Here is a 21,699-nt window from a genome sequence, read left to right on the forward strand (position 1 = left end):
TGGTCCGGACGCGTCCCCGCGCGGGTGCGTCCGGGCCGTTCCCGGTCCGGCCCGGATCAGAACCCGACGGCGCCGACCTGCCGCAGCAGTCCGAGGTCGTCCGTGTTCCACCAGCTCTCCGCGATCTTCCCGTCCTCGAAACGGAAGGTGGCGTGGCCGGTACCGGTGATCTTCTTGCCGGTGGGCTCCAGTCCCCGGTAGGCCCCCGAGTGGCGGCCGGTGTAGGACAGCCGCGCGCAGACCCTGTCCCCCTCGGCGAACAGGTCCTCGATGACCAGCACCGGCTGGAACGCCTCCAGGATCTCCTGGTTCTCCTCCTTGGCCTGCGCGAGCCTGACCTCGTAGGAGGAGAGCGAGGGGTCGTGCTCGCGGTAGTCGTCGGTGCACAGCCCGTCGGCCACGTCGAGGTTCCGCCCGTTTATCACCTCCTCGATGAAGGTGCGGGCCACACCGGCGTTGAGCTGCTCGTCCCGGGAGACCTCCAGGTCGGTGAAGGTCGGCTCCTGGTCGCAGGCCTTCACCAGCCGGTGGAAGATCCGGTCGGTCTCGGGCAGGTGGGAATTGCGCATCGCCTCCTCGTAGGAGGGGAACTCCACGATCTCCACCACGTGGTCGGGATCGGAGCGGTCGCGCGCGACGACCGAGTGGGTGGCCGTCCGCTTGCCCTGGGTCGCCCGGACCCAGTCGTCCATCAGCCGGTCCACCTCTTCGGCCTGATGGGTCCTGCAGTCGATGACCTGGATGAACGTCATGGTGCCGCCTCCGCCGTCGGAGAAGTCGGGACACTCCCAGGTTATCGCCGTCATATGAATTATGTCCGGACTGTCCATATCGCCCCTTTCCCTCTTCCCGATGCGGGTCCGGTCACGTACGGAATCCGCCCTTCCGGAGACCCGGGAGGCCCAGGAGAACCCTGGCCCGCGCTCGGTCACCGTGACCGGCGCGGGTCCCCGGCCCCCGCCCACGCGCGTCGGCGCGCCCGCCGGGGGCAGACGGGGCGGTATGAGGACATCGACATCAGCATCGGCATCGATACGCGGGGGCGCCAGACGGGCCGCGCACAGCTCCGCCATGACGGCCGCCGCCCGCTGGGGGCTGGCCGCGTACGGCGTGATCTACCTGCTGATCGGCCTGCTGGCCCTGCGGATCGCCTTCGGGGACGCGGAGCACCAGGCTGACAGCGGCGGCGCGCTGCGGGAGCTGGCACAGCAGCCGTTCGGGAACTTCCTGGTGTGGGCGGTCGGCATCGGGCTGGCCGGACTGGCCCTGTGGCGGCTTTCGGAGGCCGTGCTGGGCGCGGCGCGCCCGAAGGGCCACACACCCAAGGAGCGGCTGCGCTCGGCCGCCCGGTTCGCGGTGCTCGCCGTCCTGGCCGCTTCGGCGATCACCTTCGCCGCGGGGACCGGAAGCGGCGGGACGGCCGGCGACCGGCCCGAGGACCTCACCTCCCGGGTGTTCGAACTGCCGGCGGGACGCTGGCTGGTCGGCGCGCTGGGTCTGGTGGTCGTCGCGGTGGGCGTGTGGAGCGGGGTGCGGGCACTGCGGTACAAGTTCCGCGAGGAACTGGGCCCGGTACCGGCGCGCCTGCGCCGCGCCGTGGACGTGCTGGGCGTGGCGGGCGGCCTCGCGCGCGGGCTGGTGTTCGCGGTGGCGGGCGGCTTCGTGGTCCTGGCGGCCGTGCGGTACGACTCGGACGAGACCAAGGGCCTGGACGAGTCCCTGCGCACCCTGGCCACCGCCCCGGCCGGCCCGTGGCTGCTGGCGGCGGTCGCCACGGGGCTGGCGCTGTACGGGCTGTTCCTGTTCGCGCTGGCCCGCTGGCACAAGGGCTGAGACACGGCCCGGAGGGCGGGGCTGCCGGGTCCGGGACTCGGGCCCGGGCGCCCGCCGGCGGCACGGGAACGTGGGCGGGCGGACCGGCGCCCCACCGTTCTCAGGTCATCGACTTATACAGTCCCCAGGCCGCGAGTCCGGCAGCCACCGTGGCAGCCATGGAGACGCCGACGTGGAGCAGTTGCGGCGGCAGGACCTGTGTTCTCAGCACAGGGCTGCCCGTCTCCTCCACGGTGACGTCGATCAGCGAGTGGCTCCAGGTGTACACGGGGTCGCCGTCGATGAGGAGCAGATAGGTGACGGACTGGTTCCGGCCTATGCGTCCCGGCCCGATCCGCAGTTCGGTGCCGGCCACGGACTTCTGCGGTGGAGCCGCGTCGGCGGGGTCCGTCTCCGTGCCGAGGACCTCGAGGATGGGTTTGCCGATGTCCACCTTGATAGGCTCCCCCCGGTCGAAGGCGGCGCTGGGGACGTCCCGCCGACTGGTGTTGGTTATCCGGATGTGCACCAGCCGGGGGTCGGCGAGCGTCCGACCGTTGCGGCTGACCTGCAGCCCTCCTTCCAGCCTCTGGTGACTTCGCAGGAGCGGGGTGTCTCCCGTCCAGTAGGTGATGCACCGCTTGGGGTTGCTCGCCCTGAGAGTCGCCCACATCGCGCCGATCCCGACTCCGATCGTGGCGAAGACCGCGGCGGCCGCCCAGAGGGCTTCGGTGGCGTCGGACGCGTGGAGGTACTCCATTGAGATGACGACCATGGGTGCGATCCAACCATCAGGGAGCTGTCGGGAGGAGCCGATTCGGTCCTCGCTCCACCAGGGCGGTACCGGACGCACTCGGTCCGGGGCCGGAACCTCTCCGCCCGGCTTCCGTGTCACGGACGTCGGCTCGAGCGATCCGTTCGAGCCGACGTCCGCGTCGTTCCCCCGTCCGGAAGCGGGCGGCGCCCGGACGGCCTGAGGAGAGAGCGGGGAACCGGGTCCTCAGAAGTTCCCGGCGACCTCGCGCAGCACCTTGTCGATGTTCTTCGGGTTACTGGAGTTGTAGCTGTACCCCCCGCTCTCCCCCGCCATCTCCATCAGGGTCTCCAGGGGCGCGTCATTGCTGTAGGCGATGGTGAAAACCCGCACCGGCCGGTCCTTCCCCTCCGCGCTGATATCGGCCTTCAGGTCGTTCAGATCGTATTCGCCCTTGTAGAAGTCGTGTCCGTCGCTGAGGACGACGATGGCGGTGGACTTGTGGTCCGGGGCTTCGGCGAGCTCGCGGTACGCGTCGCGAATGGTGACGTACAGGGCGGTGTCACCGCCTGCTCTCAACTCGGAGAGCTTCTTCTCCAGCCTCTTCTTGTTCTCGCGCATCGGTTTCGGTTCGACGAGTTCCCGGTACGGCAGATCGTCGCTGTACCTGTCCCCCGAGAACTCCCACAGGCCGACCTCGTCCCGGGCCCCGAAATCTTCGAGCGCTCCCTTGAGGGCCTCCCTCACCCGGCCCAGCCGTGACCGCCTGACGTCATCGGCCTTCTCCTTCGAGTGGGGATACCACTCCATCGAGCCGGAGACGTCTACGGCAAGGAGGATCCTGGTCGGTTTACGGACATCATCCCAGGATTCGCGCACCGCCTCGATCACCTCCGCAGACGGCAGGACAGACTCCTTCCGTACGGCGTCACTGGAGATTCTGAGCTGTTCCGCCACCTCGGGAGCGAGGCGGCCGTCCGTTCCCCGGAAGCCCGCCTCCCTGAGTGCGTCCTGCTGTCCGCCCTCGAGCAGGAAGCCGAGGAAATCCTCGGCGATGCGCTTCTGCTGCTCGTCGGCGCTGGAGAGGATGGCGTACGGCGCGTCCGAGAGCAGCGTGCCCTCGCGCGGGTGGACCGGCACCAGCCTCTCCTCGGGCACGTGGTCCTTCAGCCCTGCCTTCTCCTCCTTCTCGCTGACGGGGCAGCCGGTGATGTCCCCCCGGTTGTAGTCGTAGACCGTCTTCTCCTCCAGGGGGACCGCACTGACGTAGTCGAGTGCCTTTCCTCTGAAGTCGGCCCGGAGCAGGTTGCACAGGTAGACCAGAGTGGTCTCGCCGTAGTGGATCGAGGCGGCCTCCACCCTCCTCACCCGCTCGCGTACCGCCTTCTCCTCGATCTTCCCGACGCCGAGATCCGCGGTGGAGGTCTCGCCGGCCGCGGCGTAGGCGTGGAGCAGGGCGGCAAGCCCCGTGGTGGAGTAGTTCGGATCGGTCCTGCCCAGCTTGAACCCACCCGCTTTCCCCCCGGTCGCCTTCAACCACGCCTCCGGGTCGTCGGCCATCTCCTGCAGGGTGGACCACCCGATCTCCCGCTCGGACCTCTCCAGGTCCTCCGCGATGGTCTTCGGCATGGCCAGGACCACAGGAGTCTCGGCGACGGAGGGAACGCGGCCTTCGTCCCCGTTCACGATGCGAACACCGTCCCGGGTGCTTTTTCCCTCCGACTCCTCCAACAGCATGGTTATCCACGAGGTGGACGCGGGACTCCACACCTGGGGGACTTCGTCGAGGTCCTGCTCCTCCGCTTCCCACCCGTACGCCAGGCCTTCGTAGACGGTGCCGGACGCACTGCGCAGGACCTTGATGCCCTTGTCGCCACACTCGCGGTCCCGGTTGTAGCGGCCGGCCAAGTCCTCCAGGAGGGCCGACTTCTCGGGCGAGGAGGCCAGGGTGACCGTCTTCCGGCACTCCGGGGGAGCCGCGTTCCTCTGCCCTTCCTCCCTCGTCAGCAGGTGGAAGCTCGTCAGGACGACGAGGCCGGCTACGACACCGACAATCGATGACTTTCCTCGGCTTAACGACACAAAAAGGATGCCTTTCATGTGAAACGGCTGTCACGGCGACTTCGGCCGCCCGGAGGCCCGCCGGCAGACGCCGGCGGGGTGCGGCGGTTCGCCGTCCCCATGGGCCGCATCGCGGTCCGCGGTGTCTCCACCGGCGATTCCGGATCGTCCCGCAGCGGTGGTGCCAGAACCTGACGGACCGACGACTTCACGAGCGGCCGCCCGGACCACCGGAGCACCACCACCGCCGCCCGGTCCCGGAAAGAACGCGGCGGACCGCTTTCGACCGGAGCGGAATCCGCTCGTACCGCCGTCCCCGATGCCCGCTTCGCCCCGCCCCCGGCCGGAACCGGGGCTCACTCTAGAGCGGAGGGGCGGCCCGCGGAGGATATTCGGCCGAACGCGCCCGTCCGGGCCTGGTCAGCCGGTCCAGGCCGGGTGGCGGGGGTCGTCGGCGCGGACGACCACGTCGGCGGCCCGGCCCGGCCGCACCTCCCCCTCGTAGCGGGCGAAGGCCGGCAGTGTCCAGTGCTCCTCGGCCGGGGTGCGGCGGGCCAGGGCGGCCGGGGTGAGCAGCAGATGGACCGCCAGGTCGAAGGGGAAACCGCGGCCGAGCAGCAGCGGACCGTCCATCACCAGTACGCCGCCGGGCGGCAGTCGGGCGTACTGGCTGCGGGTGGCGCGGTCGGTGGCCGGGTCCCACAGGTCGGGCAGCACCCGGCCGGTGCCGCCGGGGCTCAGCGGGCCGAAAACCTCGCGCCACAGGGCGCCCTCGTCCAGCCACAGGTCGTAGTACGCGTCCGGGTCCCGGTGGCCGTACTCCAGCCGCAGGGAGGCGGGCCGCAGGAAGCCGGCCGCGCTCACCCGGTGCACCGGTCGGCCGCGCAGCCGCAGCTCCTCGGCCAGGCCGTCCGCCCACTCATGAGGCCGGGCGGCCGGGGCGCCGTCCACGGCGGCGCGCAGCCAGGGCGAGCCGTCGGCGGCCTCGGCCGCGGCGAGACGGTCGGCGAGATCGCCGACCGCCCGCTCCCGGGTGACGGGCGTGAACGCGCCCCGGGCCCGGGGGGTCAAAGCCGCACCATGACCTGTTCCAGGTCCTTGCGGCGGATGTCGGGGACCCGTGCGCCGTCGGCCGGGTAGCCGACCGGGATGACGTACGCGGCGCGCTCCTCGGGCGGGCGGTCGCAGACCTCGTTGAGGAAGCGCATCGGGCTGGGGGTGTGGGTGAGGGTGGCCAGGCCCGCCTGGTGGAGGCTGGCCAGCAGCAGGCCGACGGCGATGCCGACCGACTCCTTGGTGTAGTAGGGGCGCGGGGTCTCGGGCCCCTTGTGGACCTCGAAGACCACGATCACCGCGGGCGCGGTCTCCAGGAACGGTTTGCGCCAGTCGGTGCCCAGCGGCGCGAGGGCGTCGAGCCACTCGTCGGAGGCGCGGCGTCCGTAGAACTCCCGCTCCTCGGCCTCGGCGGCCTCGCGCAGCCTCGCTCTGCGCTCGGGGTCGGTAAGGACGACGAAGCGCCAGGGCTGGACGTTCGCCCCGCTGGGTGCGGTGGCGGCGGTGCGGACGGCCCACTCCAGGACGCCGTCGGGCAGGGGACGGGCGGAGAAGTCGCGCACGGTCCGGCGGCGGGCCATCACGTCGTGGAAGGCGCGGGCGCGGCTCTCGGCCTCCTCGGCGGGGACGTGCGGCGGCCGGTGCGGGACGGTGGGGTACGCGGCGGGCGGCTCGTGGGCGAGCCCATTGGTACGGTCCATACGCCGCAGCACAGCACACCCGCGGGCGGCGGTAAACACCGTGGCGCGTCCGGTCGCGTGCCCGTTCGCGCGCCCGGCGGCGCAGCGGCGGAAAACCGTTTGCGGCCCCACCGCGCCCGCCCTAGCGTCTTTCCCGGCCCTGTCGTCGTCGATCGGAGAAGGCCGTTGCTCGCCTGAGGTCATGAGGCACCGGACCGCCGGACGCTTGTACGTCCGCGCGGCATCCGCATGTGCGACGACCTCGGGCTGTGAGCCGCCCTCCGGAGCGACCGGGCCGTATCGGCCGGCCGGACCGTCCCCGTCCACGGGCTTCGGTTCCGCGCCTCCCCGCGCGCCCTCCCCGTCGTCGTACGGCGTCGTCTCCCGGTGCCTCCCGCGTGTCGCTCCCCTTCCGTACCGAGAGCAGCAGGAGGCCCGCATGGCCCATCCCCCTTCCCACTCCCCCGCACCGTCCCATCCGTCCGTCGTCTGTACCGGGGTGCGCTTCGCCTGGCCGGACGGCACCCCCGTGCTGGAGGACTTCCAGTTCTCCGCGGGCCCCGGCCGCACCGGGCTGGTCGGCCTCAACGGCGCCGGCAAGTCCACCCTGCTGAAGCTGATCGCGGGCGAGCTGACCCCGGCCGAGGGATCGGTGCGCACCACCGGCGAGGTGGGCCACCTTCCCCAGACCGTCCATCTGGACACCGCGATGCGTGTGGACCGGGCCCTGGGCATCGCGGAGATCCGCGCCGCGCTGCACGCCATCGAGGCCGGGGACGCGAGCGAGGGGAACTTCACGGCCGTCGGTGACGACTGGGACGTGGAGGAACGCGCCCGCGCCGCCCTGGATCAGCTCGGGCTGGGGCACATCGGCCTGGACCGCGCCATCGGCGAGCTCTCGGGCGGCGAGGCGGTCCTGCTGCGGCTGGCCGCGCTGCTGCTGGCCCGGCCGCGGATCCTGCTGCTGGACGAGCCGACGAACAACCTCGACATCACCGCGCGCGGGCGGCTGTACGAGGCCGTCCGCTCCTGGAACGGGGTGCTGCTGGTGGTCAGCCACGACCGCGAGCTGCTGCGGCACATGGACCGGATCGCCGATCTGCGCGACGGCGGGGTCCAGTGGTACGGCGGGAACTACGACGCCTACCAGGAGTCCCTGGCCACCGAGCAGGAGGCGGCCGAGCGGGCGGTCCGCGCGGCGAAGGCGGACGTCAGGCGGCAGAAGCGCGATCTGGTCGAGGCGCACGACAAGCTCGCCGGACGGATGCGCCAGGGCCGCAAGGCCGCCGCCACCGCGGGCCTGCCCAAGATCGTGGCGGGAGCACGCAAGCGCGCGGCGCAGGTCTCGGCGGGCAAGCACCGCATCCTGCACGAGGAGCGGCTGGAAGAGGCGCGGGAGCGGCTGGACGAGGCCGCCGAGGCGGTGCGGGACGACGTCGAGATCCGCGTCGACCTGCCGCACACCGCCGTGCCGCGCGGCCGTACCGTCCTGACGCTGCGCGCTCTCGAGCTGCGCTGCGGGGCCCGTGCGGAGCTGGAGTTGCGCGGTCCGGAGCGTGTGGCGCTGGTCGGGCGCAACGGCGCGGGCAAGACCACGCTCCTGCGCACGGTCGCCGGGGAGCTGGAGCCGGCGGCGGGCGAGGCGGTGGCGCACGTCCCGGTGCGGTATCTGCCGCAGCGTCTGGACGTGCTGGACGACGCGCTGTCGGTCGCGGCGAACGTGGCGCGCTTCGCGCCGGGGGCGACCGACAACCACGTCCGGGCACGGCTGGCGCGCTTCCTGTTCCGGGGCGCGCGGGCGAACCGCCCGGCCGGGACGCTGTCGGGCGGTGAGCGGTTCCGGGCGGCGCTGGCGGCGCTGATGCTGGCCGAGCCCGCGCCGCAGCTGCTGATGCTGGACGAGCCGACGAACAATCTCGACATGGCGAGCGTGCGGCAGCTCACCACCGCTCTGGAGGGCTACGCGGGCGCGCTGGTCGTGGCCGGCCACGATGTGGCGTTCCTGCGGGAGATCGGCATCACCCGCTGGCTGCTGCTGGACGGCGAGCTGTCCGAGACCGATCCGCTGTAGTCCGTCCGCTTCCGAAGCGGTCACCTCTCCTCCGGTGCCGGGCGGCGCCGTCCGGCAGCGTCCGGCACCGGAAGAGGTTTCGCAACTGTGGTGAGACAGCAATACTGTCCGACATGGATCCGGCTGCCTCCCTGACCGTCGACGAGCTGGCCGCGCGCGCCGGCGTCACCGTCCGCACGATCCGCTTCTACTCCACCCGGGGGCTGCTGCCGCCGCCGGAGATCGGACCGCGGCGGGTGGGACGGTACGGGCCCGGCCATCTGTCGCGGCTCGCGCTGATCGAGGAGTTGCAGCACCAGGGGATGACCCTGGCGGCCATCGAGCGCTATCTGCGGCAGCTGCCCCCCGACCTCAGCCCGGAGGACCTGGCCCTGCACCGGGCCCTGGTGGCCTCCTGGGCTCCGGACGCCGAGGCGGAGGCCACCAGGGAGAAGCTGGAGCGGCGGGCCGGGCGGCCTCTGAACGAGGACGACCTCGACCGGCTGGCCGCGATGAACGTCCTGGCCCGGACCGACGACCCGGACGTCTTCCGGATCGACCCGGTGATCCTGCACCTGGGGGTGCGGCTGCTGGAGGTGCCCGTCTCGCTGAAGACGCTGCTGGCGGCGCGCGAGGTGGTCCTGGAGCACAGCCGCGAGGCGGCCCGCGAGCTGAGCAGGATGTTCAAGGAGGAGGTCTGGGATCCCTACCGGCGGCGGGAGTCCGATCCCGAGCAGGTGGAGACGATGCGGACGCTGTCGGCTCATATGCAGCCCATGATCGTGCAGGCGCTGGTGACCGCCTTCCAGCGCTCCATGCGCGAGGAGCTGAAGGCGTCCTTCCCCGACGAGGGGTGACCCGCGCGCGGCGCGGGAAGCGCCCTCCAGCGGCCCGGGGAAGTCCTCCGGGAGGGGAACGCGCTGTCGCCGCGGGGTCTGCCGACCGCGCCGTGCGGCGGTGCGGGCAGGACGCAGCGGCCGGGGCGACCTCCCCGGCGGTCCGGCGGTCCGGCGGCAAGACCGTCCACGCGCTGTTCACGCCCCCGGCCTCCGGGGCCGTGACGTACGAGTGGCCCGCCCCGCCCCCCTGGAAGCGGATCCAGTGCTCAGGCGGGCTCGATTCCGGAGGCGTCCCCCGCACGATTCCGGCCGGGCCGGGGTGCGCCGGAGGACGGGCGCGGGAGCGGCCGCCCCGAGCGCGCCGGGCGCCCCGGGCGGGGGCCGTGAAGGCGCCCCCGCCCGGCAGGGCCTACGCGGCGGGCGTGTCGGGCGTGTCGGGCGTGTCGGTGAAGGTCTCGCCCTTCTCCGCCTTCTCCACCAGCAGCGCGGGCGGCGCGAACCGGTCGCCGTAGAGCGCCTGGAGCTCGCGGGCGCGCGCCGTGAAGCCGGGCAGGCCGCCCTCGTAGCCGTTGATGTACTGGAGCACGCCGCCGGTCCAGCCGGGGAAGCCGATGCCCAGGACGGAACCGATATTGGCGTCGGCGACCGAGGTCAGCACGCCCTCCTCCAGGCAGCGCACGCTGTCGAGCGCCTCCGAGAAGAGCATCCGCTCCTTCATGTCCTCGAAGGGCACGGCCGCGTCCGCGCGGGTGAAGTGCTCGCGCAGCCCCGGCCACAGGCCCGCGCGCCGGCCGTCGGCGTCGTACTCGTAGAAGCCGGCGCCGCCGCTGCGGCCGGTGCGGCCGAACTCGTCGACCATGCGGTCGATGACCGCGTCGGCCGGGTGCGGCTCCCAGGTGCCGCCCGCGGCCTCCACCGCGCGCCGCGCCTCGTTCCGGATCTTCCTCGGCAGGGTCAGGGTCAGCTCGTCCATCAGGGAGAGCACCTTGGCGGGGTAGCCGGCCTGGGCGGCGGCCTGTTCCACGGAGACCGGGTCCACGCCCTCGGCGACGAGCGCCACGCCCTCGTTGATGAACCGGCCGATCACACGGGAGGTGAAGAAGCCGCGCGAGTCGCCCACCACGATCGGGGTCTTGTTGATCTGCCGCACCAGGTCGAAGGCGCGGGCGGTGGCCTCGTCGCCGGTGCGCTCGCCGCGGATGATCTCCACCAGCGGCATCTTGTCGACGGGCGAGAAGAAGTGCAGTCCGATGAAGTCCCGCTGCCGCTTCACGCCCTCGGCCAGCGAGGTGATCGGGATGGTGGAGGTGTTGGAGCACAGCAGCGCGTCGGGGGCGACGACGTCCTGGATCTCGGCGAAGACCTTGTGCTTGAGGGCGGTGTCCTCGAAGACGGCCTCGATCACCGCGTCGCATCCGGCGAGGTCGGCGGCCTCGGCGGTGGGGGTGATGCGGGCCAGCAGCGCGTCGCGCTTCTCGGGGGTGGTGCGGCCCTTGGCCAGTGCCTTGTCCAGCAGACCGGCGGAGTAGGCCTTGCCCTTCTCGGCGGCCCCGGCGCTCACGTCCTTGAGCACGACCTCGATGCCGGCCTTCGCGCAGGCGTAGGCGATGCCCGCGCCCATCATGCCGGCGCCGAGCACGGCGACCCTGGCCACCTTGCGGGGCTCGACGCCCCGGGGGCGACTGCGGCCGGAGTTGACGGCCTGGAGGTCGAAGAAGAACGCCTGGATCATGTTCTTGGCGGTCTGCCCGGTCGCCAGCTCGGTGAAGTAGCGCGACTCGATGGCCTGGGCGGTCTCGAAGTCGACCTGGGCGCCCTCGACGGCCGCGGCCAGGATGTTGCGCTGGGCCGGGTAGGGGGCGCCGCCGAGCTGCTTGGCGAGGTTGGCGGGGAAGGCCGGGAGGTTGGCGGCGAACTTCGGGTGGGCGGGGGTGCCGCCGGGGATCTTGTACCCCTTGACGTCCCAGGGCTGGACGGAGGCGGGGTTGGCGTCGATGAACGCCCGCGCCCGCGCGAGCATCTCCTCGGGGGTGTCGACGACCTCGTGGACCAGGCCCTTGTCCATGGCCTGGCGGGGGCGGTACTGCCTCCCCTGGAGCAGGACGTTCAGCAGCGCGTCGGTGATGCCCAGCAGCCGCACGGTGCGCACCACTCCCCCGCCGCCGGGCAGCAGGCCGAGGGTGGCCTCGGGCAGGCCGATCTTCGAGCCCGGAGCGTCGAGTGCGACGCGGTGGTGGCAGGCCAGCGCGATCTCCAGGCCGCCGCCGAGGGCCGCGCCGTTGACGGCGGCGACGACGGGCACGCCCAGGGTCTCCACCCGGCGCAGGTTCCGCTTCATGGCCATGCCGCGCTCGTAGAGCTCGCGGGCCTGCCCGGGCCGCACCGCCAGCAGGTCGTTGAGGTCGCCGCCGGCGAAGAAGGTCTTCTTGGCGGAGGTGACGATGACGCCGCGGACGCTCTCGCGCTCGGCCTCCAGGCGGTCGGCGACGTCCGCGAGTGAGGCGGCGAACGCGGCGTTCATGGTGTTGGCGGACTGGGCCGGGTCGTCCAGGGTGAGGGTGACGACGCCGGTGTCGTCCTGTTCCCAGCGGATGGTGGAGGGGGTTGCGGGGGCTGCCATGGTGGGTTTCGGTCTCCGTTGAGGTCTGGCTGCGTCGGGAGGTTCGGTTTGCGCGCCGCCCGGGGCGGGCGCGGGGCCGGCCGGAGCCGGTCAGAGCCGTTCGACGACGGTGGCGATGCCCATGCCGCCGCCGACGCAGAGGGTGGCCAGGCCGTAGCGCAGATCGCGGCGCTCCAGCTCGTCGACGAGGGTGCCCAGGATCATCGCGCCGGTGGCGCCCAGCGGGTGGCCCATGGCGATGGCGCCGCCGTTGACGTTGACCTTCTCCATGGGCAGGCCCATGTCGCGCACGAAGCGCAGGACGACGGCCGCGAACGCCTCGTTGATCTCCACCAGGTCCAGGTCGTCGACGGTCAGCCCCGCCTTGGCCAGCGCCTTGCGGGAGGCGGGCGCCGGGCCGGTGAGCATGATGGTCGGCTCGGAGCCGGAGACGGCGGCCGAGACGATCCGGGCGCGGGGGGTGAGGCCGTAACGCTCGCCGACCTCGCGGCTGCCGACGGCCACCAGCGCGGAGCCGTCCACGATGCCGGAGGAGTTGCCCGCGTGGTGGACGTGGTCGATCTCCTCCACCCAGTGGTACTTCTGCAGCGCCACCGCGTCGAAGCCGCCCGCCTCGCCGATGGTGGCGAAGGACGGTTTGAGGGAGGCGAGGGAGTCGGCCGTGGTGCCCGGGCGCATGTGCTCGTCGCGGTCGAGGACGACCAGGCTGTTGCGGTCGGTGACGGGGACGACCGAGCGGTCGAAGCGGCCCTCCTTCCAGGCGGTGGCCGCGCGCTCCTGCGACATAGCGGCGTACTCGTCCACGTCGCGGCGGGAGAAGCCCTCGATGGTGGCGATGAGGTCGGCGCCGATGCCCTGGGGGACGAAGGCGGTCTCGAAGCTGGTCATCGGGTCCATGGCCCAGGCGCCGCCGTCGGAGCCCATCGGCACCCGCGACATCGACTCCACGCCGCCGGCCAGGATCAGGTCCTCCCAGCCGGAGCGGACCTTGGCGGCGGCCAGGTTGACGGCCTCCAGGCCCGAGGCGCAGAAGCGGTTCTCCTGGACGCCGGCGACGGTGTCGGGCAGTCCGGCGGCGATGGCGGCGGTGCGGGCGATGTCGGCGCCCTGGTCGCCCAGGGGGGTGACGACGCCGAGCACGATGTCGTCGATGGCGGCCGGGTTCAGGCCGGGGAAGCGGCGGCGCAGCTCGTGGATCAGGCCGACGACCAGGTCGATCGGCTTGGTGCCGTGCAGGGCGCCACCGGCCTTGCCGCGCCCGCGCGGGGTGCGGATGGCGTCGTAGATGTACGCGTCGTTGCTCGCGTGGGTCGTCACGGTCGTCACGGTCGAAGATGCCTTCCGGAAAAGGGGTGGGTCGGGAGGTCAGGAGAGCAGGGAGCGGCCGATGATCTCCTTCATGATCTCGGTCGTGCCGCCGTAGATGGTCTGGATGCGCCCGTCGGTGAACGCCCTGGCGACGGGGTACTCGCTCATGTAGCCGTAGCCGCCGTGGAGCTGCAGGCAGCGGTCGGCGGTGCGTTTTTGCAGTTCGGTCGCCCACCACTTGGCCATCGAGGCGTGGACGGCGTCCAGCCCGCCGCTGATGTGCTCCTCGATGCAGCGGTCGACGAAGGCTCGGGTGACGGCGCACTCGGTGGCCATCTCCGCCACTTCGAAGCGTACGTGCTGGAGCCGGGCGAGCGGCCGGCCGAACGCCTCGCGCCCCATGACGTACTCACGGGTGATCTGAAGCAGGTGCTCGGCGCCGGCGATGCCGGCCACCGCGATGGCCAGCCGCTCCTGGGCGAGCTGCGTCATCAGGTGGACGAACGCGCCGTTGAGTTCACCCAGCAGGTTCTCCTTGGGCACGCGCACGTCGTGGAAGAACAGCTCGGCGGTGTCCTGGGACTTCTGGCCGATCTTGTCGAGGTTGCGGCCGCGCTCGAAACCGGGCATGCCGCGCTCGACGACCAGCAGGCTCAGCCCCTTGGCGCCGCCCTCGGGGGTCGTTCTGGCGACGACGATCACCAGATCGGCCAGGACGCCGTTGGAGATGAAGGTCTTGGAGCCGTTCAGCACCCAGTGGTCGCCGCGGTCCTCGGCCGAGGTGCGGATGCCCTGGAGGTCCGAGCCCGCGCCCGGCTCGGTCATGGCGATGGCGGTGACGATCTCGCCGGAGCAGAAGCCGGGCAGCCAGCGCTTCTTCTGCTCCTCGGTGGCCAGGGAGGTCAGATACGGGCCGATGACGTCGTTGTGCAGGCCGATCGCCAGGCCGGGCGTGCCGGCCCTGGTGAACTCCTCGGCCAGCACGGCGCCGTAGCGGAAGTCGTCCTGCCCGCCACCGCCGTACTCCTCGGGGACGGCCACCCCCAGCAGGCCCTGGCGCCCGGCGGCGCGCCACGCCTCGCGGTCGACGGCGCCCTCGCGCTCCCAGCGCTCGTAGTGCGGCAGCACCTCCCGCTCCAGAAAGGCCCGGACCGTCTGCCGGAAGGCCTCGTGGTCCTCGGTGAAGATCTTCCGCTTCATCGTGTGCCCTCCTCGGGCATGGTGGCGGGCAGGTCCCAGTCGCGGGCCACCTCGGCGGCGTCCGCGCCGGGGACGGCGGGCGGGCGGCGCAGCGCGCCGGGGGTGGCGGAGAAGCGGGGGGCGGGGGCGGGCTGGACGGCTCCCGCGTACTCGGTGTAGGTGCCGCGGGCGGCCAGATGGGGGTGGGCGGGGGCCTCGCGCAGGGAGAGCACGGGGGCCACACAGGCGTCGGTGCCGTCGAAGACCTCCGTCCACTCCTGGCGGGTGCGGGTGCGGAAGCGGGCGGCGACGGCCCGGCGCAGCCCTTCCCAGCGGGCGGGGTCGTCGCGGTCGGCGGCGGTCTGCTCGTCCAGGCCGAGCAGGCGGGCGAACTCGTCGTAGAACGGCCGCTCCAGCGCGCCGACCGCCATCCAGCCGCCGTCGGCGGTCTCGTAGACGCCGTAGAAGGGACAGCCGCCGTCCAGCAGGTTGGCGCCCCGGCGGTCCTGCCAGGCCCCGGCGGCCAGCATGCCGTGGATCATCGCCGTGAGGTGGCTGGTGCCGTCCACGACGGCGGCGTCCACGACCTGGCCGCTCCCGCCCTCGGTACGGGCGTGGTGGAGGGCGGCGAGGACGCCGACGACGAGGTAGAGGGAGCCGCCGGCGTAGTCGCCCAGCAGGTTGGCGGGGATCGCGGGCGGCCCGCCGGCCGGGCCGATCATGCCCAGCGCGCCGGTGACGGCGGTGTAGCCGATGTCGTGTCCGGCGCTCGCGGCCAGGGGCCCGTCCTGGCCCCAGCCGGTCATCCGTCCGTAGACCAGCCTCGGGTTGCGGGCCAGGCACGGCCCGGGGCCGACGCCCAGGCGCTCGGCGACGCCGGGGCGCCAGCCCTCGATCAGCACGTCGGCGCGTTCGGCCAGGTCGAGTACGGCTGCGGGGCCGCCCTCGGCCTTGAGGTCGACCACCACCGAGCGCTTGTTGCGGCCGGTGACGTCGCGGGCGGGGTCGATGCCCAGTGGCTGCCCGCCGGGCCGGTCGACGCGGACGACGTCGGCGCCGAGGTCGGCCAGGAGCATTCCGGCGAACGGGCCGGGGCCGATGCCCGCCAGCTCCACCACCCGCACTCCGGCCAGCGGGCCGGGGCCCGTGCCTGCCGCTGCCATCCGGTCTCCAACCGTCCGGGCCGCCGCGCCGCGACCATATGACACCAATGATGTAACACCGGCGATGCTAAGAACACGTTCCACTTTCCACAAGCCCTCACGGGGGGCGCACGCGGAACGCTGTGCCCGTGCCCTGTGCCCGCACCGTCGCCCGGTCCGGCCCGCTCACGGCACTCGAGCAGCAACCGCTGCCGCCGACGCACGAGAGCTCCGGGTCGCTCCGGGCGCCCTTCGGTACGGCCACTCGGGGCGGCTGCACGGACACCGCCCTCAGACTCAGCGGGACCAATGGCACCCAACGAAGCCGGCGTGGACAGACCTCCCGAGCCGAACGCTGAAGCAACTCCGGCCCCGAAAGAGAGCGCTCCGCCGACTACCGAGAACGCGCCTCCGATGCATCCCAGAGCCGACGTTCCCTGGGGTCGGTGCGGTTGACGGGGTCACCGGTGGCGTAGAGGTAGGGGTTGGTCTCCTGCCCGCTGGGGTCGGGCTGGGTGAAGCGGCCCAGGTGCGGGTCGTAGTAGCGCGCCCCCATCTTGTACAGCCCCGTCGGGTCGAGGTAGGTGCCGGTGAAACGGTAGGGCTGGGGCACCGACTCGGTCGGAGTGAAGCGGGGCAGGCCGGTGGGCCCGTAGTCGTAGGTGTGGGTGCGCTCACCGCCGGCGTCGACCAGCCCCATGACCGAGCCGAGCGCGTCGGTGAGGTAGTAGTGGCTCTTCCCCCCGGTCCTCATGGAGTTGAGGGTGCCCGTCGGTTCGCGGACGAATCCGGTGTCCTTGCCCGCGATGGTCCGGGCGGCCAGGCCCAGAGGCCCGTGGTGGAAGGCGGTGGCGCCGAACCGGGTGCGCTCGGCGCCTGTGGTGCCGGCGTACTCGGCGTCGTACTGGGTGCCGTTGACGGTCAGCAGCTTCAGCTGGGAGAAGGCGTTCCACTGCTCCTTGGTGCGGACGGCGGTGGAGGCGGCCACCGCCGAGGTCTCGTGGCCGGCCTTGTCGTGGGACCAGCCCGAGGAGTCGCCGTTGCGGGCGGTCAGCTGGGAGGCGTCGTTGTAGGTGAAGCGGTTGCCCGCCGGGCAGGCGGACGCCGAACCGGACTGGGCCGTCAGGTTCCCGGCCGCGTCGAAGCAGTACAGCCAGGAGGCGGTGCGGGAGCCGTCCTCGGTCTCCAGCGCGTACTGGAGGCGGGCGGCGGAGTCGTACCGGTAGGTGATCTTCTTGCCCGACACATGGTCGGTGCGGGTGCGGATCTTGGTGCCGTCGGCCTTGGTGGAGCCGGAGGTGTAGTCGTAGGTGTAGGCCAGGTCGATCAGGGTCTTCTCGCCGGAGGTGGCGGTGATGCGGGTGGGGCGGCCGGAGCCGTCCAGCTTCACCGACTGTGTGGTGCCGCCGGGGTAAACGGTCTTGGTGCGCTCGCCGTTGTTGTTGTGGGTGTAGGTGGTCTTCGCCCCGGCCGGGTCGGTCAGTTCGGTCAGGCGGCCTGCGGCGTCCCAGGTGTAGTCCACGGTCCCGGTGGGGTCGGTGTAGGTGTCGACCTGGCCGTCGGCGGTGTAGGACAGCACCATGGCCGAGCCGTCGGGAAGGGTGCGGATCGTCTCCCGCCCCAGGGCGTCGTAGGACCAGCCGGTGGTGCCGGTGGCGTCAGTGCGGGCGGTGCGGTTGCCGTCGGCGTCGTAGGTGAAGGTGACGGTGTCGTAGACCCCGTCGTCGACCTCGATCACGTGGTCGCGGTCGTCGTAGGTGTAGTGCAGGGTCCGGCCGCGTCCGTCGGTGACCTGGACCGGGCGGCCGAGGGCGTCGTAGCGGTAGGTGGTGGCGCCCATCGGTGCGGGCGGGGCGGCCTTGGTCAGGTTGCCCTTGGCGTCGTAGGTGAAGTGGGTGGTTTTGCCGCGCTGGTCGGTGGCGGTGCAGCGCTGGCCCTCGAAGCCGCCGCAGTCGGTGCCGCCGCCCTGGTAAGTGAACTTCCGGGTGCCGCCCTCGTCCCCGGTGACCGCGACGGAGAGGGTGTTGCCCGCGTTGTCGTAGGTGTAGTCGGTCTCGTTGCCGTCGGGGGTGGTGAGGGTGCCGGGCAGGTCGGTGCCGGCGATGGTCTGGTAGCCGGTCAGCGACGCCGTGGCCCCGGTGGGCAGCTTGGCGGAGGTGGGGTTGTTGCGGGCGTCCCAGCCGTAGGCGGTGGTGTTGCCCGGCTCGGTGCCCGTGCCCATCGCGTCGGTGGCCGAGGCGACCATGTGGGCGTCGTAGGAGCGGGACCGCTCATGGCCCAGCGGGTCGGTGACCTTGGTGACCTCGCCATCGCCGTTGTGGTGGTAGACGGTCTCGTCGCCGTCGGGGTCGGTCACCGTCGTGGTGCCCGCGTCGGAGGGGTACTCCCCCGAGTACGCGTAGGTCCAGGTGGGGCCGCCGGGGCCGCCGCGGGTCAGCGAGGTGATCCGGTCCTGTTCACCGTAGGTGAAGGACACTCTCCGTCCCTCGGGGGTGGTCACCTCGGTGACGCGGCCGTCGGCGTCGTAGCCGAACGCCGTGGCCCGGCCCTCGGTGTCCACCGTAGTGGTCCTTCGATCCGCTCTTGCGGTCGGTGAGGGTGTGGGTGCCGTCGCTGTTCTTCCGGAAGTCCAGCGAGTGGCCGTCCGGGGTGGTGAAGGTGCCGTCGTCGTTCTCATCGAAGCGGATGGTGCCGGCGGTGTCGTCGTAGACGACCATCGTGTTGGTGAACTCGTCCAGCCGGCGCTCGTAGCCGGCCCACCACCGGTAGGGAAGTTGGCCGTAGGGCGGGCCGAAGGAGTTGTAGGTACGGGTGAGCTGAAGGTTCTGGCCCACGCCCGCGATGTCGAAGTCGGTGGCGGCCAGCATCAGGTTGCCGTTGGAGTAGTTGATCCGCGCCACCAGGGAGTCGGTCAGGCGCAGATCGGAGATCTCGTGCCAGGGCACCTCGCCCTGGCCCTCCGGCACCCACCGCAGTGGGGCCACCTCGCTGTTCTGGATGTCCTGACCACCGGAGCGGCGGGTCTCCTGGGCCTTGGCCCAGGCCCGTTCCTCCTCGGTCGGCTTCGCGGAGCGGGCCGACTTCGGCGGCCGGTTCTCCCCCGCCCTCACCGGCGGGGCTTCGGGTTCGCCGTCCCGGCCCCATGCGGAGGAGGCCGGCTTCGGCTCCATCTCGTCCGGTGCGGCGGTGGCCGGGACCGCCGTCGCGGTGACCGCTAACGCGGCGGCCGTGGTGACCAGGAAGGTTCTGACCGGTCCGAGCGGTCTGCGGGCACGCCGTTTCGGCGTGCCCCAGGCACGCGTGTGCAGCATCTTTCCCCCCTTGGAAAGAAGTCGCCCGGCGGCCCCCTGCCGCCGCGGCACGCACACGCTGTCACAGCAGTTTCACAAATCGAACACCTGTGCCCGTAAAGTCGATGTTCATGGGGGCCGGAAACAGCCAAAGAGGAGCGTCGGGGTTACGCCGACGAACAGCGGCAACACGGCCGCCCACCCCTGCGGAACACGATCAACAGCACCGTTCCCTCACGCGCATACGACTGGTCCCCGCCCCCGGAACCTCCTCCTCCACACCGCCGACGGTTTCGGATACGGGAGGCCCGGGCCGGTACGGCGGAACTCTCAGCGCGGGAGATCCAGTTCTGCGCGGACGGCCTCGTCGACCGGTTCGCGGCGCAGGGCCAGGCGCCGGGTGTGCCCGGCGCCCAGTGGGGTGGAGCTGAACCGCTGCGTGAACACACGTACGGTAGCCACCGCTTGCGGGGGAACGGATTGCGCCCTGGCCTCGATCTGGCCTGGTCAGAGGGGCCCGACCGGCTCCGCGCCCTACGCGGAGTCAGCGTACGAGTATGCCGGGAAGGCCATGCGAGTTACCTTCCGTGACAGCGGATCAGCTGGCCGGGTGTACGGGAGGGATCGGCGATGGCAGCGAACGGTACGGGCGGGAACGGCGACATGGTGGCTTTCCCTCAGGAGGACGGCGACCACACCGAGCCGGAGAGGCTGGACAGCCTCAAGACGTTCGGCGAAGTCGTCAGGGCGTTCCGCAAGCGGGCGGGTCTGACCCAGGAGTCGCTGGCCCCGAAGGTGCGGTACTCACCGGAGACGGTCGCCTCCATCGAGCAGGGCCGTCGCTTCCCGCCACGGGATTTCGTCGAGAGCGCCGAGGAGGTCCTGGACGCGTTCGGCACGATCAAGAGCGCGGCCCGCCATCTGACCCGGCGGCCGGGGCTGGCCAACTGGTTCCACCAGTGGGCCCAGTTGGAGATGGAGGCGATTAACCTCTACACGTACGAGTGCCGCCTGATCCCGGGCCTGCTCCAGACCGAGGCCTACGCGCGTGCGGTGTTCACGAACCGTCTCCCACTGTTGAGTGAGGACCAGATCGAGGCCCAGTGGGCAGCGCGGGCGGAGAGGCAACGCCTGCTGCATGAACACCCCAACACGACGTTCGGCTTCATTCTTGAGGAACACCTGTTTCTGCGGCAGACAGGCGGCCAAGAGGTGATGCGCGAACTGATCGACCACGTGCTGGAGGTCTCGGAGCTGCGGAACGTGGAGATCCAGGTGGTGCCTCTGGCCCAGGAAAACTACGCCGGGGTGGATGGCCCCATGCAACTTCTGGAAACCCCTGACAACAGGTGGTTCGGCTACTGTGAAGGCCAGGAGAGCGGCCTGTTCGTCTCCAACCCGAAGACGGTCAGCACACTCCAGATGCGGTATGCCAGGATGCGTTCGCAGGCTCTCACTCCCGAAGACTCCGTGAGCCTGTTGCGGCGGATGCGAGGAGCAGCATGAGCAGCACGGAACTGTCCTGGTTCAAGAGCAGCTACAGCAGCGGCAGCAGCGGGGACTGCGTCGAGGTCGCCCTCTCCTGGCACAAGTCCAGCCACAGCAGCAGCGGCAGTGGGGCCTGCGTGGAGGTCGCCTCCTGCCCCGGCACCGTCCATGTGCGGGACTCCAAGGACAAGGACGGCCCTCAGCTCGCCGTCGCCCCAAAGGCGTGGAGCGGCTTCCTCGCCTACGCGGCCCGGAGCTGACCGCTCACGCGGACGAGACGCCTCGCACCGGAACGCGTCCAGTGCGAGGCGCGAGGCGTTCCGCTCAGGACTGCGGCGGGCCGTCAGCCGGCCGCTCGCGCGTCGAGCTCCGCCACCAGTCGCCTCGGCGCGACGGTGCGGTAGCTCTCCTCGACCCAGTCGCACAGCAGCTCCGCATCCGGTGCGCCCGGCTCGCCCAGCGGGATGGTCACCCAGCCCGAACGGCCGAGTCCGTAGCCGGTGAGGAGGGTGCCGGGGGCGGACATCGCGTGGGCGTGGGCCTCGGGATCGGTGAGCTTGACGGTGACGGTGGGCGGGGAGTCGCCCTGCCCCGCGACGAGGTGCCCGAGGAAGAGGAAGACGAAGATCTTCCGGTTGACCTTGACCACGGACTCTCCCCAGGGGAAGTCCTCGTACGCGCCCGGCAGTCCGAGGGCGAACTCGCGCACCCGCTCCCGTACCGCCTGCGCGTCTCCGCGCCCCCTCGTCCGATCGCTCATGGCCCCAGCGTAGGGTCGGGCGCCGACAGCCGGTCCCGCTCCGTGGTACAGGCGGAGCCTGAAGGAAACCACGATGAGAAGACAGAGAAGCGGCCTCTTACTCCTCGGTGCCGTGGCCGCCGCCGTCGCGGCGGTCTCCTGCTCCGGGCATCCCCTGCTGTCCCCCGACCATTCGGTTCGCTCCGGTCCGTTCTCCGGTGATCCGCTCTGCGCGGATGTCGTGTCCGGGGTGCCCGAGGAGGTCCTGTCGCGGCGGCGCGACGGGGCTACGGAGACCGGCACCGCATCGTGGGGAGAGGCGTCGGTCGTTCTGCGGTGCGGAGTCGAGCCGCTGCCGCCGACTCCCGATCTGTGCGTGAACGTCAGCGGTGTCGACTGGGTGCTCGACGAGGGCAGGCTGGAGGCCGACGGCGTCCAGGTCCTCACGACGTACGGGCGTACCCCGGCCGTCGAAGTGACCATCAGGGACGCGCCCGGCCGCGCCGGGGACGTGCTGGTCGACATGAACCGTTCGGTCAGGGGCGTTCCCCGGAAGTCGAAGTGCCTCAGCCCCGGCGAGTTGCCGTGACCGCGCCCCTTCGCGCGTTCGCCCGTGTCCTCGCCGTAGGGTCGGGCGACGGCAGGTGATCCTGTTCCGCCCGTTCCCCTCACCCCCAGGAGGTC

17 protein-coding genes and 1 pseudogene are annotated in these 21,699 nt (G+C 71.7%); 6 read left to right on the top strand and 12 right to left on the bottom strand.

Annotated elements, in window-relative coordinates; genetic code table 11:
- Positions 1–56: 56 nt before the first annotated feature.
- Positions 57–752: an ester cyclase gene (locus BM237_RS12270; protein ID WP_093849750.1), complete on the bottom strand. Its 696-nt coding sequence runs from the start codon at positions 750–752 to the stop codon at positions 57–59.
- Positions 753–1,071: 319 nt separating this feature from the next.
- Here BM237_RS12270 and BM237_RS12275 point away from each other — a divergent pair, with 319 nt between their 5' ends.
- Positions 1,072–1,833: a DUF1206 domain-containing protein gene (locus tag BM237_RS12275; protein ID WP_245793572.1), complete on the top strand. Its 762-nt coding sequence runs from the start codon at positions 1,072–1,074 to the stop codon at positions 1,831–1,833.
- A gap of 100 nt (positions 1,834–1,933) precedes the next feature.
- On the opposite strand, the gene BM237_RS12280 is transcribed toward BM237_RS12275, so the two are convergent.
- The 4 genes from BM237_RS12280 to BM237_RS12295 form a co-directional block, all read right to left on the bottom strand.
- Positions 1,934–2,587 carry a hypothetical protein gene (locus BM237_RS12280; RefSeq protein ID WP_093849619.1) on the bottom strand — a complete coding sequence of 218 codons (654 nt, stop codon included), beginning with the start codon at positions 2,585–2,587 and terminating at the stop codon, positions 1,934–1,936.
- 225 nt (positions 2,588–2,812) lie between these two features.
- On the bottom strand, positions 2,813–4,666 hold the full coding sequence (locus BM237_RS12285) for a vWA domain-containing protein (RefSeq protein WP_093849620.1): 1,854 nt from the start codon (positions 4,664–4,666) through the stop codon (positions 2,813–2,815).
- Positions 4,667–5,047: 381 nt separating this feature from the next.
- Positions 5,048–5,698, bottom strand: a complete 651-nt coding sequence (locus BM237_RS12290) for a nucleoside/nucleotide kinase family protein (protein WP_093849621.1) — start codon at positions 5,696–5,698, stop codon at positions 5,048–5,050.
- Entirely contained in the window at positions 5,695–6,381 is a 687-nt protein-coding gene (locus tag BM237_RS12295) for a nitroreductase family protein (protein WP_093849752.1), read from the bottom strand. Before BM237_RS12295 ends, BM237_RS12290 begins: the two co-directional genes overlap by 4 nt.
- Before the next feature lie 418 nt (positions 6,382–6,799).
- Between BM237_RS12295 and BM237_RS12300 the strand changes: the two genes are divergently transcribed.
- Entirely contained in the window at positions 6,800–8,431 is a 1,632-nt protein-coding gene (locus tag BM237_RS12300; RefSeq protein WP_093849622.1) for an ABC-F family ATP-binding cassette domain-containing protein, read from the top strand.
- 113 nt (positions 8,432–8,544) lie between these two features.
- Positions 8,545–9,267 carry a MerR family transcriptional regulator gene (locus BM237_RS12305; RefSeq protein WP_093849623.1) on the top strand — a complete coding sequence of 241 codons (723 nt, stop codon included), beginning with the start codon at positions 8,545–8,547 and terminating at the stop codon, positions 9,265–9,267.
- A gap of 391 nt (positions 9,268–9,658) precedes the next feature.
- Here the strand turns inward: BM237_RS12305 and BM237_RS12310 are convergent, their stop codons facing one another.
- The 6 genes and pseudogenes from BM237_RS12310 to BM237_RS30290 form a co-directional block, all read right to left on the bottom strand.
- Positions 9,659–11,869 (bottom strand): 3-hydroxyacyl-CoA dehydrogenase NAD-binding domain-containing protein, encoded by a 2,211-nt coding sequence (locus BM237_RS12310; RefSeq protein ID WP_093849624.1) that lies wholly within the window; start codon positions 11,867–11,869, stop codon positions 9,659–9,661.
- Positions 11,870–11,959: 90 nt separating this feature from the next.
- Positions 11,960–13,186, bottom strand: a complete 1,227-nt coding sequence (locus BM237_RS12315) for an acetyl-CoA C-acetyltransferase (RefSeq protein ID WP_093849753.1) — start codon at positions 13,184–13,186, stop codon at positions 11,960–11,962.
- A 48-nt stretch (positions 13,187–13,234) separates the two neighbouring features.
- On the bottom strand, positions 13,235–14,377 hold the full coding sequence (locus BM237_RS12320; protein ID WP_093849625.1) for an acyl-CoA dehydrogenase family protein: 1,143 nt from the start codon (positions 14,375–14,377) through the stop codon (positions 13,235–13,237).
- Positions 14,374–15,519 (bottom strand): CaiB/BaiF CoA transferase family protein, encoded by a 1,146-nt coding sequence (locus BM237_RS12325; protein WP_093849626.1) that lies wholly within the window; start codon positions 15,517–15,519, stop codon positions 14,374–14,376. The genes BM237_RS12320 and BM237_RS12325 overlap by 4 nt, the downstream gene beginning before the upstream one ends.
- Before the next feature lie 418 nt (positions 15,520–15,937).
- Positions 15,938–18,608 (bottom strand): annotated as a pseudogene (locus BM237_RS12330) (RHS repeat-associated core domain-containing protein); the annotation flags it as partial.
- A gap of 510 nt (positions 18,609–19,118) precedes the next feature.
- Positions 19,119–19,250, bottom strand: a complete 132-nt coding sequence (locus tag BM237_RS30290) for a hypothetical protein (protein WP_281253919.1) — start codon at positions 19,248–19,250, stop codon at positions 19,119–19,121.
- Positions 19,251–19,418: 168 nt separating this feature from the next.
- Here BM237_RS30290 and BM237_RS12335 point away from each other — a divergent pair, with 168 nt between their 5' ends.
- Positions 19,419–20,294: a helix-turn-helix domain-containing protein gene (locus BM237_RS12335; protein ID WP_093849627.1), complete on the top strand. Its 876-nt coding sequence runs from the start codon at positions 19,419–19,421 to the stop codon at positions 20,292–20,294.
- On the top strand, positions 20,291–20,536 hold the full coding sequence (locus tag BM237_RS12340; protein WP_093849628.1) for a DUF397 domain-containing protein: 246 nt from the start codon (positions 20,291–20,293) through the stop codon (positions 20,534–20,536). Before BM237_RS12335 ends, BM237_RS12340 begins: the two co-directional genes overlap by 4 nt.
- A gap of 83 nt (positions 20,537–20,619) precedes the next feature.
- Here BM237_RS12340 and BM237_RS12345 read toward each other — a convergent pair whose 3' ends face one another.
- Positions 20,620–21,036, bottom strand: a complete 417-nt coding sequence (locus BM237_RS12345) for an MmcQ/YjbR family DNA-binding protein (RefSeq protein ID WP_093849629.1) — start codon at positions 21,034–21,036, stop codon at positions 20,620–20,622.
- Between the two features lie 73 nt (positions 21,037–21,109).
- On the opposite strand from BM237_RS12345, the gene BM237_RS12350 reads away from it, so the two are divergent.
- Entirely contained in the window at positions 21,110–21,604 is a 495-nt protein-coding gene (locus BM237_RS12350; protein WP_093849630.1) for a DUF3515 family protein, read from the top strand.
- Positions 21,605–21,699 lie beyond the last annotated feature (95 nt).

Source organism: Streptomyces mangrovi (assembly GCF_900114215.1).
In the GTDB taxonomy this organism is placed as follows: Bacteria; Actinomycetota; Actinomycetes; order Streptomycetales; family Streptomycetaceae; genus Streptomyces; species Streptomyces barkulensis.